The sequence below is a fragment of the Limimaricola sp. G21655-S1 genome, assembly GCF_027213785.1.
Taxonomy (GTDB): Bacteria; Pseudomonadota; Alphaproteobacteria; order Rhodobacterales; family Rhodobacteraceae; genus Limimaricola.
In genome coordinates, this window is the sequence record NZ_JAPWGO010000002.1 from 210144 (window position 1) to 226895 (window position 16752).

General features: G+C 67.7%; 17 protein-coding genes. 10 read left to right on the forward strand and 7 right to left on the reverse strand.

What is annotated here, in order from left to right; all coding sequences use genetic code 11:
• Positions 1 to 148 precede the first annotated feature (148 nt).
• The 4 genes from O4G76_RS03445 (at position 149) to tpiA (ending at position 3565) form a co-directional block, all read left to right on the forward strand.
• On the forward strand, positions 149 to 505 hold the full coding sequence (locus O4G76_RS03445; RefSeq protein ID WP_269396001.1) for an SUF system Fe-S cluster assembly protein: 357 nt from the start codon (positions 149 to 151) through the stop codon (positions 503 to 505).
• A gap of 111 nt (positions 506 to 616) precedes the next feature.
• Positions 617 to 2254, forward strand: a complete 1638-nt coding sequence (locus O4G76_RS03450; protein ID WP_269396002.1) for a mechanosensitive ion channel family protein — start codon at positions 617 to 619, stop codon at positions 2252 to 2254.
• 63 nt (positions 2255 to 2317) lie between these two features.
• The gene (locus O4G76_RS03455; protein ID WP_085895695.1) at positions 2318 to 2698 is read left to right on the forward strand and encodes an iron-sulfur cluster assembly accessory protein; all 381 of its coding nucleotides are present in this window, start codon (positions 2318 to 2320) and stop codon (positions 2696 to 2698) included.
• A gap of 117 nt (positions 2699 to 2815) precedes the next feature.
• Positions 2816 to 3565 (forward strand): triose-phosphate isomerase, encoded by a 750-nt coding sequence (gene tpiA, locus O4G76_RS03460; RefSeq protein WP_269396003.1) that lies wholly within the window; start codon positions 2816 to 2818, stop codon positions 3563 to 3565.
• Positions 3566 to 3631: 66 nt separating this feature from the next.
• On the opposite strand, the gene O4G76_RS03465 is transcribed toward tpiA, so the two are convergent.
• From O4G76_RS03465 to O4G76_RS03485, 5 genes are all read right to left on the reverse strand, one after another.
• Positions 3632 to 5059 (reverse strand): TRAP transporter large permease, encoded by a 1428-nt coding sequence (locus tag O4G76_RS03465; RefSeq protein ID WP_269396004.1) that lies wholly within the window; start codon positions 5057 to 5059, stop codon positions 3632 to 3634.
• Positions 5060 to 5061: 2 nt separating this feature from the next.
• The gene (locus O4G76_RS03470; protein ID WP_269396005.1) at positions 5062 to 5754 is read right to left on the reverse strand and encodes a TRAP transporter small permease; all 693 of its coding nucleotides are present in this window, start codon (positions 5752 to 5754) and stop codon (positions 5062 to 5064) included.
• An 89-nt stretch (positions 5755 to 5843) separates the two neighbouring features.
• Positions 5844 to 6848 (reverse strand): TRAP transporter substrate-binding protein, encoded by a 1005-nt coding sequence (locus O4G76_RS03475; RefSeq protein ID WP_269396006.1) that lies wholly within the window; start codon positions 6846 to 6848, stop codon positions 5844 to 5846.
• Positions 6849 to 7066: 218 nt separating this feature from the next.
• Positions 7067 to 8314, reverse strand: coding sequence for a sigma-54 dependent transcriptional regulator (locus O4G76_RS03480; protein ID WP_269396007.1), 1248 nt, complete (start codon positions 8312 to 8314; stop codon positions 7067 to 7069).
• On the reverse strand, positions 8311 to 10026 hold the full coding sequence (locus O4G76_RS03485; RefSeq protein WP_269396162.1) for an ATP-binding protein: 1716 nt from the start codon (positions 10024 to 10026) through the stop codon (positions 8311 to 8313). Before O4G76_RS03485 ends, O4G76_RS03480 begins: the two co-directional genes overlap by 4 nt.
• Positions 10027 to 10087: 61 nt before the next feature.
• Between O4G76_RS03485 and O4G76_RS03490 the strand changes: the two genes are divergently transcribed.
• Positions 10088 to 11254, forward strand: coding sequence for a cytochrome P450 (locus tag O4G76_RS03490; RefSeq protein WP_269396008.1), 1167 nt, complete (start codon positions 10088 to 10090; stop codon positions 11252 to 11254).
• Positions 11255 to 11275: 21 nt separating this feature from the next.
• On the opposite strand, the gene O4G76_RS03495 is transcribed toward O4G76_RS03490, so the two are convergent.
• Entirely contained in the window at positions 11276 to 11737 is a 462-nt protein-coding gene (locus O4G76_RS03495) for an Lrp/AsnC family transcriptional regulator (protein WP_017928309.1), read from the reverse strand.
• A 141-nt stretch (positions 11738 to 11878) separates the two neighbouring features.
• On the opposite strand from O4G76_RS03495, the gene O4G76_RS03500 reads away from it, so the two are divergent.
• The 5 genes from O4G76_RS03500 (at position 11879) to O4G76_RS03520 (ending at position 15951) form a co-directional block, all read left to right on the forward strand.
• Positions 11879 to 12178: a DUF2849 domain-containing protein gene (locus tag O4G76_RS03500; protein ID WP_085895688.1), complete on the forward strand. Its 300-nt coding sequence runs from the start codon at positions 11879 to 11881 to the stop codon at positions 12176 to 12178.
• A gap of 2 nt (positions 12179 to 12180) precedes the next feature.
• A complete protein-coding gene (locus tag O4G76_RS03505; RefSeq protein WP_269396009.1) occupies positions 12181 to 13863 on the forward strand; it encodes a nitrite/sulfite reductase in 1683 nt (560 codons plus the stop codon).
• Complete coding sequence (locus O4G76_RS03510; RefSeq protein WP_269396010.1) at positions 13853 to 14596, forward strand: phosphoadenylyl-sulfate reductase; 744 nt, start codon at positions 13853 to 13855, stop codon at positions 14594 to 14596. The genes O4G76_RS03505 and O4G76_RS03510 overlap by 11 nt, the downstream gene beginning before the upstream one ends.
• 64 nt (positions 14597 to 14660) lie before the next feature.
• Positions 14661 to 15068 carry a DUF934 domain-containing protein gene (locus tag O4G76_RS03515; protein ID WP_269396011.1) on the forward strand — a complete coding sequence of 136 codons (408 nt, stop codon included), beginning with the start codon at positions 14661 to 14663 and terminating at the stop codon, positions 15066 to 15068.
• A 52-nt stretch (positions 15069 to 15120) separates the two neighbouring features.
• Positions 15121 to 15951 carry a ferredoxin--NADP reductase gene (locus tag O4G76_RS03520; protein ID WP_269396012.1) on the forward strand — a complete coding sequence of 277 codons (831 nt, stop codon included), beginning with the start codon at positions 15121 to 15123 and terminating at the stop codon, positions 15949 to 15951.
• 106 nt (positions 15952 to 16057) lie between these two features.
• Here O4G76_RS03520 and O4G76_RS03525 read toward each other — a convergent pair whose 3' ends face one another.
• Positions 16058 to 16645 (reverse strand): hypothetical protein, encoded by a 588-nt coding sequence (locus O4G76_RS03525; protein ID WP_269396013.1) that lies wholly within the window; start codon positions 16643 to 16645, stop codon positions 16058 to 16060.
• Between the last annotated feature and the right edge of the window lie 107 nt (positions 16646 to 16752).

Genomic DNA, 16752 nt, shown 5'->3' on the forward strand with positions numbered 1-16752 from the left:
AGGCAAATACGCATGGCGCACCCCTCCCGGACGCTTCAGGTCGGCGGCAGCAAGGCCGCACCCTTTACCCCGCCCCGCGCTTTTCCTATATGATCGCTCAGGTATCGGCGCCGCCAAAGCGCGCCCCGCTCCAGCCCAAGGACAGCCCATGCCCGACACCCAACTCGAAGGCACGCCGCTGATCGCGCCCTCCTCGACCGACCATGCGCTCTACGATCAGGTGGTCGAGGCGTGCCGCTCGGTCTACGACCCCGAGATCCCGGTGAACATCTACGATCTCGGCCTCGTCTACACGATCCATATCGACGAGGAGAACGCGGTGAACATCAAGATGTCGCTCACCGCGCCGGGCTGTCCCGTCGCCGGCGAGATGCCGGGCTGGGTCGCCGATGCCGTGGGCGCGGTGCCGGGCGTCAAGCAGGTCGACGTCGATCTGGTCTGGGAGCCGCAATGGGGCATGGAGATGATGTCCGACGAGGCGCGGCTGGAGCTCGGCTTCATGTAGTTCGGGGCCCGGCGGGCCTGCCCGCCTGCCCTGCCCCTTGGGGCAGCCATCGGAACCCCTGCCCCCGCCCCCGGTTGGGTCCGCGATATCGCGGGAGACCCGACCTTGCCCATGAAGACCTTGATCGCCGCCTGCGCCCTGCTGGTCTGGCTGCCCGTCGCCGTATTGGCGCAGGACACCTCTGTCTTCGAGGTCGAGACACTGAACGAGGGGCTGCCTTCCCCGCCGGACAGGCTCGATCGCTCGACCCCGCAATCGACCATGGAAGCGCTGTTCGAGCTGATCGAGGCGCATGAGTACGAGACCGCCGCGCATCTGTTGAACCTCGTCGACGTCCCGCCCGAGGAACAGGTGGAGCGCGGCGCGCGGCTCGCCGCCGACCTGGTCGAGGTGCTCGACCGCATCGCTGTCATCAACTGGACCGCGCTGCTCGAGAGGCCCGACGCGCTCGACGCCAATGCCAGCGCCGAGAGCCCGGTCGCGGGTCAGCCGCAACGTTCGATCCTGATCGACGTGGTCGAACTCGGCAATCGCGCGGTGGCGATCCGGCTGAACCGGCTGAAGCCCGGCGATGACGAACCGGTCTGGGTCTTCTCGCGCCAGACCGTGGCAAACATCCCGGCGCTGCACGCGATCTACGGGCCCACCCGCTTCGAGGAGGAGATGCCCGAGGCGTGGCGCGAGCAGGCCTTCTGGGGGCTGAGGTGGTGGGAACTGGTCGCCTTCCCGGCGATGCTCTTGCTGGTCGGTGCCGCCGGTTGGACCACCGGGCGGCTGCAGGCCGCGCTGGCCAGCCGCGCCAAGGGACGTCTGGCCACCGATTTTCTGCGTGCCACGAGAATGCCGATCATCCTCGCGATCTGCTCGGGCCTGACCGCGGCGCTGAGCCATTCGCTGTTCATGTTCTCGGGCCGGATCAACAGCGTGCTGGTGCCGCTGATCGCGCTGGGCTTCACCGCCGCCGCGCTGATCTTCGTGATGAACGGCATCGACGCGGTGCTGAACCGGATCGTGCCCTTCGACGACGACAACCTGTCGGATCCGCGCATGGAGAACCGCCGCAACCTCGCCACCCGGATCGCGGCGTGGCGGCGGGTGCTGATCATCGCGATCGTGCTGATCGGCGGCGCGATCGTGCTGGCCGAGGCACAGTTCTTCGGCAGCCTCGGCCTGTCGATCCTCGCCTCGGCCGGGGCGCTGACCCTGCTGATCGGCTTCGCGGCGCGGCACATCCTGGGGAACATCCTGTCGAGCCTGCAGATCGCGATGAACCGCTCGGCCAAGATCGGCGACAAGCTCGAATTCCGGGGCCACATTGTCACCGTGGAGCGGATCAACTTCACCTACGTGCAGTTGCTCGACTGGACCGGGGTGCGGCTGATCGTGCCGGTCTCGGAATTCGTGGCCGAGCCGTTCGAGAACTGGACCATGCAGACGCCCTCGATGATCCGCACCATCAAGCTCAAGCTGGCGCATGATGCCGAGGTGCAGCCGCTGCGCGACGCCTTCTTCGAGATCGTCGACGAACAGGATCCCGACGAGGTGCAGGAGCGCGACCAACACTTCGTGATGGTGGCCGATCAGGACGTGTTCGGCCAGGAGGTGTGGTTCTGCCTCGCCTGCGCCAAGGCCGACACCGCATGGACGCTGTCCTGCCAGGTGCGCGAGGCACTGCTGGAACGGGCGCGGGAGCGGGCGACCGAGGGGCACACGGTATTTCCGCAGGCGAATCCGGCCGAAGCCGCCTGAGCCCTGCTTGAGACGGCGTGGCCGGGGCCTTATGTTGATAGGTGCCAATCCAGGAGGCCCCAGATGTTTTCGATCCCCGGCAAGCAGGCCGTCAGCATTTCCCCCGCTGCCGCGCGGCAGATCGCCCGTCTCATGGAGAAGGGCGGTCATGCGGGGCTGCGCATAGGCCTCAAGAAGGGCGGCTGCGCGGGCATGGAATACACGATGGACTATGTCGACGAGGCCGATCCCAACGACGAGACCGTCGAGCAGGACGGCGCCCGGGTGATGATCGCGCCGATGGCGCAGATGTTCCTGTTCGGCACCGAGATCGACTACGAGACCTCGCTGCTCGAAAGCGGCTTCAAGTTCCGCAATCCGAATGTCGAGGATGCCTGCGGCTGCGGCGAATCGATCAAGTTCAAGGACGTGAACGAGCTGGCCGCGGAACGCCGCAACGGCTGAGCACCGGATCGCCCGGGCCTGAGAGGGGCCGGTTCCAAAGGGACCGGCCCCTCGGCTTTTGCCGATGGGGCATTTGGTCTACACAGGCGCAACTCTTCACATTCGAAAGGACGGCACATGGGTCGCAAACTGGTCGCGGGCAATTGGAAGATGAACGGCACCAATGCCGATCTCAAGGAGATCGAGGCGCTCGGGATCGCCTGGGCCGCGCCGCGCGTGGACATCGTGATCTGCCCGCCCGCGACGTTGCTGTCGCGCATGGCCTTCAGCCTCGGCGGCCAGCCGATCCGGGTCGGCGGTCAGGACTGCCACGCCAAGGAAAGCGGCGCCCATACCGGCGACATCTCGGCCGACATGCTGAAGGATGCCGGCGCGCGCTACGTGATCCTCGGGCATTCCGAGCGCCGCGCCGATCACGGCGAGACCGACGACATGGTCCGCGCCAAGGCCGAGGCCGCGCACAGGGCCGGGCTCACCGCCATCATCTGCCTCGGCGAGAGCCTCGCGCAGCGCGAGGCGGGCGAGACGCTCGAAGTGGTGGGCGGCCAACTCGCGGCCTCCCTGCCCGATGGCGCCACCGCGGCCAATACCGTCGTCGCCTACGAGCCGATCTGGGCGATCGGCACCGGCAAGGTGCCGAGCCTCGAGCAGATCGCCGAGGTGCATGGCGCCCTGCGCGCCGGCCTCAAGGAGCGCTTCGGCGAGGAGGCGAAGGGCATCCGGCTGCTCTATGGCGGCTCGGTCAAGCCCGACAACGCCGCCGAGATCTTCGGCGTCGAGAATGTCGACGGCGCGCTGGTCGGCGGCGCCAGCCTGAAATCGACCGATTTCTCGCCGATCGTCTCGGCGCTCGAATCCTCGCTCTGAGCGACGTATCCGCCATGCAGAAAGGGCGCCCCTCAGGGCGCCTTTCCCGTTTTCGGTGAGGGGTCGTCAGTTGACGATGATTTCGGGGCCCATCGTGGCGTTGGGCAGCACGGTGGAGATCCACGGCACGTAGGTGATGATCAGCAGGAACACGCCCAATACCGCAAGGAAGGGCAGCGCCGCCCGGACTACGCCCATCACCGACATGCCCGCGACACCGGAGGTGACGAAGAGGTTGAGACCCACCGGCGGGGTGATCATGCCGATCTCCATGTTCACCACCATGATGATGCCCAGATGGATCGGATCGATGCCGAGCTGGATCGCGATCGGGAACACCAGCGGCGCGACGATCACCAGAAGCCCCGAAGGCTCCATGAACTGGCCGCCGATCAGCAGGATCACGTTGACCACGATCAGGAAGGTGATCGGGCCGAGACCGGCGCCCAGCAGCGCCTCGGCGATATGCTGCGGGATCTGCTCGTCGGTCAGCACGTGCTTGAGGATCAGCGCGTTGGCGATGATGAACATCAGCACGATGGTCAGCTTGCCCGCCTCGAACAGCGTGGCGCGTGTATCGCGGTGGATGAAGCCGGTGCCCAGCGCCCATGGGGCACGGTAGAGCGGCGTCGGCTTGCCGCCCTTTTCGCGGGCCGCGAGCGGCCCCATGTCGCGATAGACGAAGGTGGCGACGAGGAACGCGTAGACGGCGGCGACGGCGGCGGCCTCGGTCGGGGTGAAGGCGCCCGGTGCCCAGACGATCGGGAAGCCGCCCGAGAAATCGACCCAGGGGTGGCCATAGATGCCGCCCATGATGATCGCGATCAGGAACAGCCCCCAGAACGCCTCGCGGAAGCTGGCCCAGATCTCGCCCCAGCCGAGCCACTCGCCCGCCGGCATGTCCTTGATCCGCGCCATGACGTAGATGGTGATCATCAGCATGACGCCGGCGAGGATGCCGGGGATCACGCCCGCGAGGAACATCCGCCCCACCGAGACATCGGTGGCCGAGGCGTAGACCACCATCACGATCGAGGGCGGGATCAGGATGCCCAGCGTGCCGGCGTTGCAGATGACACCGGCGGCGAATTCGCGGGTGTAGCCCACCTGCCGCATCGCCGCGATGACGATCGAACCGATCGCGACCACGGTGGCCGGCGACGAGCCCGAGAGGGCGGCGAACATCATGCAGGCCAGCACGCCCGCGATGGCGAGGCCGCCCTTCAGGTGACCAACGCAGGCGATGGCGAACCGGATGATCCGCTGCGCCACGCCGCCCGTGGACATGAAGGAGGAGGCGAGGATGAAGAAGGGAATGGCCAGCAGAGAGGGATGGCCCGCCATGGACTGGTAGAGCGACTGCGCGATCGAGGCCAGCGAGGTCTCGGAGAACATCAGCTGGAAGACGATCGAGGACAGGCCCAGCGCGATGGCGATCGGCACGCCGATCAGCAGCAGGCCCACGATCATCAGGAAGAGAAAGACGACTTCCATGGTCAGGAGAGCTCCCGGTTCAGATGCGCGGCGTCGGCGACCGCGTCCTCGGCTTCGTGGCTGACGATCAGGCTCTCGGATTCGCCCTTCCAGATGCGGATCGTGGCCTGGATCAGGCGGAACAGGATCAAGGCGGCCGAGATCGGCAGGATCAGGTAGGGGATGACCCGCGGCATCTTGGAGTAGCGCTCGTCGTAGTTGATCCAACCCTCGAGGAAGCGCAGCCAGTCGAACATCGGGATCTGGTCGGTCTCGAAATAGGACGTGGTGCGGGCCTGAGTGTCGAAGCCGGTGGGCAGCCAGGTGCCGGTGGTCTTGGGCAGGTCCGCGAAGGGCGCCCAGTAGTCCCAGGCCCCCTTCAGCAGCAGCACGCCGTAAGCCAGCGAGGCGGCGCAGGCGACGAGCGCGACGATCCGACGGCCGCGCTTGGGAAGCAGATTGATGACCGCGTCCACGCCCAGATGGGCGGTGATCTTGAAGCCGTAGGCGATGCCGAACAGCACCAGCCACGCGAACAGCGTCAGCACCGTTTCGAGGCTCCAGATGATCGAGCTGTTGAAGCCGTAGCGCATGATGACGTTGGTGCAGGTGAGCAGCGTCATCGCGCCGAGCAGGAAGGCGATCATGCCCTCCTCGAACTCCTCGACGATGCGCCCGAAACGGCCCCTGCCGGGCCTGCTGTGGACGGCGTTCATCCCCCGTGTCCCTTCGTGTTCGATGTTGCGGATAAGCGAGGGGCCGGGCCGCGTGGCGGCGGCCCGGCCCCTGCCCCGATCGCGCGGGCTTACTTGCCGGCGTTCTGGGCCGCCTCGATCATGTCGGCGCCGACCTCGTCCTCGAACTGCGCCCAGACCGGCTTCATGGTCTCGACCCAGGCCGCGCGCTGCTCCTCGGTCAGTTCGCGGATCTCGCCACCGGCGTCGAGGATCGCCTGGCGCGCCTCGGCATCGACCTGGGTGACGGCGGCGTTGCGCTCGGCGGTCACTTCCTCGGTGATCGTCACCAGCTGCTCGCGCACCGCCGGGTCGAGGCTGTCGAGGAAATCGACGCTCGCCACGACCATGTAGTCGAGCACGCCGTGGTTGGTCTCGGTGATGCCATCCTGCACCTCGAAGAACTTCTGGCCGTAGATGTTGGACCAAGTGTTCTCCTGCCCGTCGACGACGCCGGTCTGCAGCGCGCCATAGACCTCGGCAAAGGCCATCGGCTGCGGGCTGGCGCCGAGCGCTTCCATCTGCGCCACCAGCACATCGGAGGGCTGGACGCGGAACTTGAGGCCTTCGGCATCGGAGGGCTCGAGCAGGGGCTTGTTGGCCGACATCTGCTTCATGCCATTGTGCCAGAAGCCCAAGCCCTGCACGCCACGGCGCTGCATCTTGTCGAGCATCGCCTGCCCGCTCTCGGAGGCCTGGAAGGCGTCGACGGCGGCGATGTCGTCGAACAGGAACGGCAGGTCGAACAGGCGGTAGGCCTTGGTGATCGACTCGAACAGCGACAGCGAGGGAGCGGCCATCTGCACGTCGCCACGCAGCATCGCCTCGATCACCTGCTCGTCGGTGTAGAGCGTGGAGTTCGGGAAGACCTCCATGCACATCGTGCCGTCCATCTCCTCGTTGACGCGGGTCTTGAGAAGCTCGGCAGCGATGCCCTTGGGGTGCTTGTCGGTGTTGGTGACATGGCTGAACTTCACCACGGTCTCACCGGCGTCGCAGCCCATCGGATCGGCCTGCGCGGCCTGCGCGGCAATGCTCAGCGCCGCGGCGGTGGCGGCGAGGGAAAGGTATTTCATGCGTCTCCTCCCATGAGACTTCCGTTTCGTCGGCGCCGAGCAAACAGGCGGCCCGCCTACCGCTCAAGCGGGAAACCACTCATCGCACCATATGTGAAAAAGTCGTTTCCTTATAACATATTAGTGAGCATTTATAATGTATCGCCTTCTCAGCGCGCCCCAAGGCTGCGCGGTGTTCCGCACACCCTCGCCCAAAAACTGTGCGACAATCCGCACAGTCAGTCGCGGCGATAATCCTCGGCCCGCAGGCCGTGGCGGCCGAGCTTGTCGTAGAAGGTCTTGCGCGGCAGCTTCAGCGCCTCGGCGGTTCGGGTGGCATGGCCGCCATACCGCCGCAGCGCCTCGATCAACAGCGACCGCTCGACCCGGGCGAGCTGTTCGGCGAGGCCGCCTCCTTCGTTCTCCGACTCTGGTGCGTCGAGGCCGGGATCGAGCCCCATCGCCACCCGCATCGCCACGCTGGTGAGGGCGCGCGCGTTGCCTGGCCAGTCGCGCGCCATCAGCCGGGCCAACAGGTCGGAATCGATCTCGGGCATGGAGAGGTTGGCCTGCTCGCAGGCCTGCGCGACATAGTGCCGGAACAGCACCGGGATGTCGTCGGGCCGCTCGCGCAACGGCGGGATGGTGACGCGCATCAGGTCGAGCCGCCAGAACAGTTCGGGGTTGAGCCGTCCGGCCTCGGCTTCGGCCGCAGGATCGCGGGTGCTGCCGCCCAGTACGCGCGGGCGAGTATCGCCGCCCTCGAGCCGGCCCAGAAGCGCGTATTGCGTGCCGGGCGGCAGCATCGTGACTTCGTCGACATAGAGAGTGCCGCCGCCCGCCTCCTCCATGGCCGCCGCGAGCCCTGCCTCGTCGAGCGCCGCACCGGCCCGCTTGACGAAGGGCGCGCGGGCCGAGGCCGAGAGCAGGTGGATCACCTCGGCGACCTTGGAGGTGCCGCTGCCGGGCGGGCCGCAGACAAGCGCTTCGGCTGAGGCCCGCGCGATCGCCCGCACCCGCTCGCGCATCGCCTCGGCCTGGGCCGAGCGGCCGACCAGCATCCGGGACGCCGCGTCGCCCGCGACGCTCGCCGCTCGCGCGCGACGCGCCGCCAGTACCTCCGCGCGCAGGCCCAGCGCCTGCTTCACCGTGGCGACGAACTCCTTGGGGCCGCAGGGCTTTTCGAGAAAGGCATGTGCGCCCTGCTCCATCGCGCGGACCGCCATCGGGATGTCGCCCTCGCCGGTTAGCAGGATCACCGGCAGCTCGGGATCGACCTCGCGCGCGCGTTCCAGCAGGTGGAACCCGTCGCGCCCCGGCATCCGGATGTCGGTGACGATCACCCCGTCGAAGCCCGGCGCGATATGGTCCTTGGCCGCGACGTAGGAGCCCGCGAGGATCGGCTCCAGATCGGCGAGATCCAATGTCTGGCCCAGCGCCTCGCGCACCTCGCGGTCGTCATCGACCAGCAACACCCGCTTCGTCATGCCGCCTCGCTCGCCTTGGCGAGATCGAGTTCCACGGTGAACTCGGCCCCGCCCTCCTCGTGGTTGCGGCCCCGTATCGCGCCGCCAAAGCTCTGCACGAGCCCATAGGAGATCGAGAGCCCAAGGCCCATCCCCTCGGAGGCACCGACCTCCTTGGTGGTGTAGAACGGATCGAAGATCCGGTCCGGTTCGCCGATACCCGGCCCGCTGTCGCGCACCGTGAGACGGGCCCGGTCGCTCATTCGCGCGATCTCGATCGCGAGCCGCTTTTCCTCGCGCCCCTCCATCGCGTCGATCGCGTTGCCCACGAGGTTCAGCACCACCTGCTGCAGCCGCACCTCGCCGCCGCGCACCGTGACCGGCGCCTTTGGCGGGGTCCATTCCAGGGTCACCTCGGCCTGCCGGGCCCGTGCCATCGCCATCTCCAGCGCCGCCTCGACGACCGCCACGAGGTCCACCTCGACCACCGCCGCGCTCTCCTGCCGGGCGAATGCGCGCAGGTTGCGGATGATCCGGCCCATGCGGCGCGCCAGCTCGGAAATCCGCTCGAGATTGCGGCCCGCCGCCTCCGCATTGCCACGCGCGAGGAAGGTCTCGGCGTTCTCGGCAAAGCTGCGGATCGCCATCAGCGGCTGGTTCAGCTCGTGGCTGATCCCGGCCGACATCTGGCCCAGCGCCGAGAGCTTGCCCGCCTGCACCAGATCGGCCTGCGCCCGCCGGAGCCGCGCCTCGGCGGCGGCACGTTCTGCCACCTCGCGCTGCAGGCTGGCATTGACCGCCTGCAACGCCACCGTGCGCCGCGCCACCCGCTCCTCGAGCCGGGCATTGGCGCGCGCCAGCGTGCGCCGTCGGATCGTGGCGAGGAACAAAAGCGCGCCGAAGGCGAGGCAAAGCGCCGCCGCCGCAGAGGCCTGCAACAGCGCGATGCGGCGCGCCGGCGCGGTGTCGAGAAGCGCCTCGCCGGTCAGGCCGATCACCGGCAGGGGCTGCGACAGGTGCAGGCCCCGCTCGGGCAGATAGGGACCGGCGCGCATTCGCCAGATCTCCTGCCCGGCCTCGCGGACGCGCCCGACCAGCCCCAGATCGCTGCGCCCGACCAGCTCGGAGCGGTTCGAGACGAAGACCTCCCCCGCATCGTCGGTGAAGAACAGCGCCGGCGGATCGCCGCGCCAGCCCGCCTCGATCGCCTCGACGTCGGTGACCACCACCACGGCGCCCGCGACCGGCCCTTCGGGCGAGAAGATCGGCGCGGCGAAGAGGAATATCCGCCGCCCGTAACGGCGGCTCGACAGATGCGCGACGCCAAGCGCCCCGTCCATCGCCCGCTCGAACCACGGCGTACCGGCATCGCCGCGCCGTGCCACGGAACCGGCCGCCGCGATCTGCCGACCGAACCGGTCCAGCAGCACGATGTCGAGCGCGCCGGTCATGTCGGCGGTCTGGCGCAGCAGCGCCGTGGCCCGCCCGCCATCCGGCCCGTCGAGACGCGGCGCGAGGTAGGGGTGCCGCGCGGTCAGGACCGAAAGCTGGCGGTAGCGCTGCAACTCGCTGGTGAGCCTGTCCGAGGCCAGCGCAAGGTCCGAGGCGCCGCGTCGCGACATCTCGGACAGCGCGGCGCGATAGCCCCAATGCTGCACCGCCAGCGCCAGCGCCGCCACCAGTGCCAGAAATCCGAGCACCCGCAGCGCCCGCCTGATCCGCGACCCGTCCATGACTCGCATCATATCGTCTGCGCGCTTGCCAAGGCCAGAGCCACGGGCCAACCTCCCGATCATGCAGGAGTTGTCCCAATCCCCGACCGAGCCCGCCTTCGTGCAGAACCCCTACCCGTTCTATGACCGGGCGCGGGCGGCGGGGCCGCTGTTCCGCTGGAGCGAATACGACATGGCCTGCGCCACCTCGCATGCCGCCGTCTCCGCGATCCTTCGGGACCGGCGCATGGGCCGCGAGGTGCCGCTTGAGCGCGCGCCCGAGATTCCACAGCATCTTGCCGCCTTCTATGCCTGCGAGGCGCATTCGATGCTGGAGCTGGAGCCGCCCGCCCATACGCGGCTGCGGGGACTGGTGCTGCGCGCCTTCACCTCGCGCCGCGTCAACGCCCTGGCACCCGAAATCGAGGCGCTGTGCCACCGGCTGATCGACGGCTTCCCGCAGGGTCCGTTCGACCTGCTCGACGCCTATGCGCGGCAGGTGCCGGTGATCGTCATCGCCCGGCTCATGGGCCTGCCCGAAAGCCGCGCCGACGACCTGCTGGCCTGGTCCAACGCGATGGTCGGCATGTACCAAGCCAAGCGCACCCGCGCGATGGAGGACGCCGCCGAGATGGCCACGCAGGCCTTCTGCGACTTCCTCGCGGTCTATATCGCCGAAAAGCGCCGCAACCCGGCCGACGACCTGATCTCGGAGCTGATCGCCGCCGAGCAGGAGGGCGAGAAGCTGAGCACCGAGGAGCTGGTCTCGACCTGCATCCTGCTCCTGAACGCAGGCCACGAGGCGACGGTGCATTCACTTGGCAATGCCGTGCGCACCCTGCTGATGCATGGCCACCGCGAGATCGACGCGGCCTGCGTGGAGGAGCTGGTCCGACTCGACCCGCCGCTGCACATGTTCACCCGCTGGGTCTACGAGGATCTGGAGATCTTCGGCCATCGGTTCTCGCGCGGCGACCGCATCGCCTGCCTCTTGGGCGCGGCCAACCGCGACCCGGAGGTCTATCCCGACCCGCATCGCTTCGACCCCGCGCGCCGCGGCCCCGCGCATCTGGGCTTCGGCGCGGGCATCCATTTCTGCGTCGGCGCGCCGCTGGCGCGGCTCGAGATGCAATGCGCGCTGAGCCTGCTGATGCGCCAATGCCCGGATCTGGCGCTGGCCGAAGAGCCGCGCTACTCGGACCTCTATCATTTCCACGGGCTGGAGCGACTGATGGTGCGCGCGTTCTGAGGCTGGTTCACCGCCCATCGATCAGAGCGGCAGCGCCACCGTCGACTTGATCTCTTCCATCGACAGCAGCGCGGTGACGCTCTGCACCCGCACCTCGGCGATCAGCGCCTGATAGAAGGCGTCATAGGCGCGCGCGTTGCGGACCCGCACCTTCAGGATGTAGTCGATGTCGCCCGCGAGCCGGTGCGCCTCCTGCACCTCGGGGCGGTCGCGCAGCGTGGCGAGGAACTTGGCCTGCCAGTCGGCCTCGTGGGCGCTCGTGCGGATCAGCACGAAGAAGCAGGCCTCGAAGCCCAGCGCCTCGGCATCGAGCACCACGGTCTGAGGGCCGATGATGCCGCGCTCGCGCATCTTGCGGATCCGGTTCCACACCGGGGTCTTGGACGAGCCCACCGATTTGGCGATCTCGTCGAGCGAGCGACCCGCGTCGCGCTGCAGCTCGATCAGGATCTTCCGGTCGATCTCGTCAGGCTGGAACGACATTCGCGGCACTCCTCGGTTTTGGAACGCATGTCCCCCGGAAGGCTTCCAGAAGAACACGCATTCCTTATCTGCCCGGCCGGGTGGCCAAAAGCAAGACATCTGTCCTATATCGACGTCAGAACACAGGACGGAGATCGCGCCATGCCCCGCAAGTTCACGCCCAAGGTCGTGACCGCCAACCGCCTTCTCGAGGGCGATGCCGTCTGGCTGACCGCCGACGGGCGCTGGACTCCGGACATGCGCGAGGCCGAGCTGATCGACGAGGAGGCGCATGCCGAGTTGCGGCTGCTGGCGGCGCAGAGTCAGGCCGACATCGTCGTCGGCCCCTATCTCGCCGATGCCAAGCCCGGCGCCGAGGGACCCGAGCCCACGCATTTCCGCGAAACCTTCCGTACCCGCGGTCCGTCGAACTACGCCCACGGCAAGCAGGTGGAGCTCTGAGCATGTATCACTACAACGACTTCGACCGCGCCTTCGTCCAAGAGCGCGTGAACCAGTTCCGCGGCCAGGTGGAGCGCCGGATCGACGGTTCGCTCAAGGAGGAGGAGTTCCGCCCGCTTCGCCTGATGAACGGTCTCTACCTGCAGCTGCATGCCTACATGCTGCGCGTGGCCATCCCCTATGGCACGCTCAATTCCGACCAGATGCGCACGCTGGCGCTCCTGGCCGAGAAGTGGGATCGCGGCTACGGCCATTTCACCACGCGCCAGAACATCCAGTACAACTGGCCCGCCCTGCGTGACGTACCGGACATGCTGCAGGCGCTGGCCGATGTCGGCCTTCACGCGATCCAGACCTCCGGCAACACGATCCGCAACGTGACCGCCGACCATTTCGCCGGCGCCGCCGCCGACGAGATCGCCGATCCGCGCCCCGTGGCCGAGCTGCTGCGCCAGTGGTCGACCGATCACCCGGAATTCCAGTTCCTGCCGCGCAAGTTCAAGATCGCCGTGACCGGCGCCGCGCATGACCGCGCGGTGATCCAGGCCCACGACATCGGCATCCAGATCGTCGAGAACGCCAAGGGCGAGATCGGCTACAAGGTGCTGGTCGGTGGCGGCCTCGGGCGCACCCCGATGATCGGCAAGGTGATCGAGGAGTTCGTCAGCCAGGAAGACCTGCTGCCCTACTGCGAGGCGATCGTCGCCGCCTACAACCTGATGGGCCGGCGCGACAACAAGTACAAGGCACGCATCAAGATCACCGTCTTCGAGAACGGCCTCGACGCGTTCCGCGACGCGGTGAACGAGCAGTTCGCCCGCACCAAGCCCGCCTTCTCGGGCGTGGACGTGAAGCTGTTCGAGGAGATCCGCGCGCAATTCGCCCCGCCCGCGTGGCGCAACGCGCCGATCGAGGCCTATGACGCGGCCTATGCCGCCGACCCGCTGTTCCGCAGCTGGGCCGATACCAACCTCGCGCAGCACCGCGCCGAGGGCTACGCCATCGTGTCGGTATCGCTCAAGAAGCCGGGGCAGACGCCGGGCGACGCCACCGCCGAGCAGATGCGGGTGCTGGCCGAGCTCGCCGATCTCTACGGGCACAACGAGCTGCGCATCAGCCACGAGCAGAACGTGATCATCCCGCATGTCCACAAATCGGACCTGCCGGCGCTTTACGCGAAGCTGCGCGAGCACGACCTCGCCGCGGCCAATATCGGGCTGGTCTCGGACATCATCGCCTGCCCGGGCATGGATTACTGCGCGCTGGCCACGGCCCGTTCGATCCCGGTGGCCCAGCAGATCGCGCTGCGCTTCGAGGAGCTGAAGCTGGAGCACGACGTGGGCCCGCTCAAGATCAAGATCTCGGGCTGCATCAACGCCTGCGGCCATCACCATGTCGGCCATATCGGCATCCTCGGGCTCGACCGCGCCGGGGTCGAGAACTACCAGGTGACGCTGGGCGGTTCGGGCGACGAGACCGCGAGCATCGGCGAGCGCGCCGGCCCCGGCTTTTCGGCCGAGGAGATCGTGCCCGCGATCGAGCGGCTGGTTCTGGGCTATCTCGACCTGCGTTCGGGGCCGGAAGAGACTTTCCTCGCCGCCTATCGCCGGCTCGGGCCCGCGCCGTTCAAGGCCGTGCTCTACCCCGAGCAAGAGGCGAAGCGGGAGCGGGCTGATGCTGCATGAGAGGCCGCATCGCATCGACGAGACCGTCCGTGACCTGAACGCCCGCTACCGCCACCATGGCGCCACCGCGGTGCTGGAAAAGGCGCTGGCCGAGCACGCGCTCGGCCGGATCGCCCTGGTCAGCTCGTTCGGCGCGGAATCGGTCGTGCTCCTGCACCTCGTCTCGGTGATCGACCGCACCACCCCGGTGCTCTTCGTCGACACCGAGATGCTTTTCGCCGAAACGCTGGCCTACCAGATGGAGCTGACGGAGCGGCTGAACCTCAAGAACGTGCGCACTATCAAGGCTCGTCCCGAGGCGTTGGCCGAGCACGACCCCGAGAACCTGCTGCACAAGTCGAACCCCGACCTGTGCTGCGCGATCCGCAAGACCGAGCCGCTGCAACGCGCGCTCTCGGGCTTCGACAGCTGGATCACCGGGCGCAAGCGCTACCAGGGCAAGACCCGCGCCGCGCTCGAGTTCTTCGAGAACGAGGACGACCTGCGGATCAAGATCAATCCGCTGGCCCACTGGACCAGCACCGACCTGCAGGACTATATCGCCGAGAACCGCCTGCCCCGGCACCCGCTGGTGGCGCAGGGCTACCCCTCGATCGGCTGCGCACCCTGCACCAGCAAGGTCGCGCCCGGCGAAGACCCCCGTGCCGGTCGCTGGCGCGACAGCGACAAGGAAGAGTGCGGCATTCATTTCGTGAACGGGAAGATGGTACGCGGCAAGCCCGCCGAAGCCTGAAACCTCCCGGCGAAGCCGCAGATTTGAAGACTGATGAACAGGGGCCCGGCCCCGAGAGGACGAGATGACCGTGATCGTGACCGACAAGGGCTTCGCCCCAGACGACTTCACCGGCAGCTTCGTGCCGCTGGCCGAGGTGAACGCGGCCGACACCGCCGTCGAGATCGCCCCCGGCGACGACCCGCGCGAGCTGATCGGGCGTCTGGGCGAGATCGCCGCCATCCGGGTGCTGTTTCCCGCCTTTTCCGACGGGCGCGGCTTCACCCATGCGCGTGACCTGCGCTCCCTGGGCTTCACCGGTCGGCTGCGCGCCGCGGGCCACGTGATCGCGGATCAATACGCCATGGCCCGGCGTTCGGGTTTCGACGAGGTCGAGATCTCCGACGATCTGGCGCAGCGCCAGCCCGAGGACCAGTGGCGCGCCCGTGCCGACTGGCAGGCCCATCACTACCAGGCGCGGCTGCGCGGTTGAGCCGCCTTTACCCGTAACGCCTCCTCCCCTATTCGAGCCGAACGAGAAAGACATGACCGAGCAAAGCCCAGTGACCCAGACCAACGCCGCCCGCGTCGCACAATCTCCCGACGGACAGGTCGTGACCGCCGTGCGTCACTACACTGACAGCCTGTTTTCGTTCCGGATCACCCGGCCGGCGAGCCTGCGCTTCCGCTCGGGCGAATTCGTGATGATCGGCCTGATGGGCGACAACGGCAAGCCGCTGATGCGCGCCTATTCCATCGCCTCGCCGAACTGGGACGAAGAGCTGGAATTCTACTCGATCAAGGTCGCCGACGGCCCGCTCACCTCGAAGCTGCAGCATATCCAGGAAGGCGACCACGTCATCCTGCGCCCCAAACCGGTGGGCACGCTGGTCCATGACGCGCTGATCCCGGGCAAGCGGCTGTGGCTGTTCTCGACCGGTACCGGCTTCGCGCCCTTCGCCTCGCTGTTGCGCGATCCCGAGACCTTCGAGAAGTTCGAGCAGGTCATCGTCACCCATACCTGCCGCGACGTGGCCGAGCTGACCTATGGCCGCGAATTGGTCGAGAGCGTCAAGACCGACGAGATGCTGCGCGAGCTGATCGGCGAGGAGAACCTCGACAAGCTGGTCTACTATCCGACCACCACGCGCGAGGAGAGCCCGAAGATGGGCCGGATCACGCATCTGATCGAGAATGGCGAGCTGTTCTCGGATCTGGGCGTGCCGGCGCTCGATCCCGAGACCGACCGGGCGATGGTCTGCGGCAGCCTCGCCTTCAACCTCGACATCAAGGAGCTGCTCGAGAAGGCCGGCCTGCGCGAGGGCGCCAATTCCGACCCGGCCGAGTTCGTGATCGAGAAGGCCTTCGTCGGCTGAGCCCGTCCGCATCGACATAAAAAAACGCCGCGCGGAGCGATCCGCGCGGCGTTTTCGTTTTGCCTTGCTGGCGATGGGCGGCCCGGTCATCCGGGCCGCGCCACCCTCACTCGACGCCCAGCTCGGCGCGGATGTCCTCGAGCAGCGAATCGCGAATCGCGGGATAGCGGCGCGCGCGCTCCAGCGCGGTGGCCAGCTGCTCGCGGCGCTCGCTTTCGAGCGCGCTGTCGGCGATCGCCTGCTGCACCGCCTCGTAGTCGAAGGTTTCGGGCTCGAGCGCCGCGTCGAGGATCGCGAGACCTTCGTTGCTGCCGGCGGCCTCGGTACCGAGCGTTTCCTCGGCCTCTTGCTCGACTTCCTCGGCGAGGTTCACATCATCCATCAGGATCACCGGCTCCGCGCCCTCGGGCGCGGGGATGGTCTCTTCCTCGACCTCTTCGGTCAGCGCCTCGGTATCGGCGGCACCGCCTTCGGGCGGGGTGATCTCGCCGGCCTCGTCATTGGGGGTGATGTCGGCGGCGGGCGCCTCGGCTTCTTCGCCGGCGATGTCGGCGGTCGGCGGCTCCGCCAGCTGGCCGACTTCCTCGTCGGTGGCCTGATTGGTCGTGACCTCGGCGTCGTCACCGCCCCAGATCGTAGTCACCACGACGACCGCGAGCACCGCGGCGGCGATGATGCCGACAATTTTCATCATTGCGCTCATCCTTGCTGAAAATCCTGAACCTTTGTCGGCCCACATAGCACGGGTCATGCCAGATGCCACCGCGAGAGGGAAGCGGAACAGGCGCATTGGCCTTGTTT